The organism is Mesorhizobium sp. WSM4850, from assembly GCF_055811735.1.
Genome location: NZ_JBVVPV010000174.1, coordinates 1 through 452, shown reverse-complemented (window position 1 = coordinate 452; position 452 = coordinate 1). Strand labels below are relative to the sequence as shown.

The 452-nt window shown below is 60.0% G+C and carries 1 pseudogene; it reads right to left on the bottom strand.

The window, feature by feature from the left end:
• Positions 1-407: pseudogene (locus AC0L2Z_RS35460) on the bottom strand (insulinase family protein); the annotation flags it as partial.
• Positions 408-452: the final 45 nt, after the last annotated feature.

Genomic DNA, 452 nt, shown 5'->3' with positions numbered 1-452 from the left:
ACCGAGCCATAGATGCCGTCAGGCCGCGCGTGGAAGCTCATCTCAGCGCCGGCATCATCGAGCCGCACCTGAAAGGTATCGCCGTCGTAATCGCCGGCGCCCTCGTCGAACAAGCCGGTCATCAAATTGGCAAGCCCCTCTTTACCGGCCGGGTCCTGGCTGGTGCCGCCGTCAAACACGAACTGGAGCGTGACGATCGGCAGCTTATGGTCTTCCACCAGCCAGGCGGTGATCCCCTTTTCAGATTTCACCTCCTGGATGTTCGCCGCAGCACGGGCGGTACCCGCTGGCAGGGTGAGGAAGAAAATAGCAACGCAAAGGACAGCCAGCCAGGAGGCGAGGCGCCAGCCTTGTCCAAAAGGAGAGGGCAATGCCTGTGGAATGGCCCTGCGGAATTGGTTCGTCATCATATCAATTTTCCTTGGGCAGGAGATAGCCGGTGGTCGAATGGT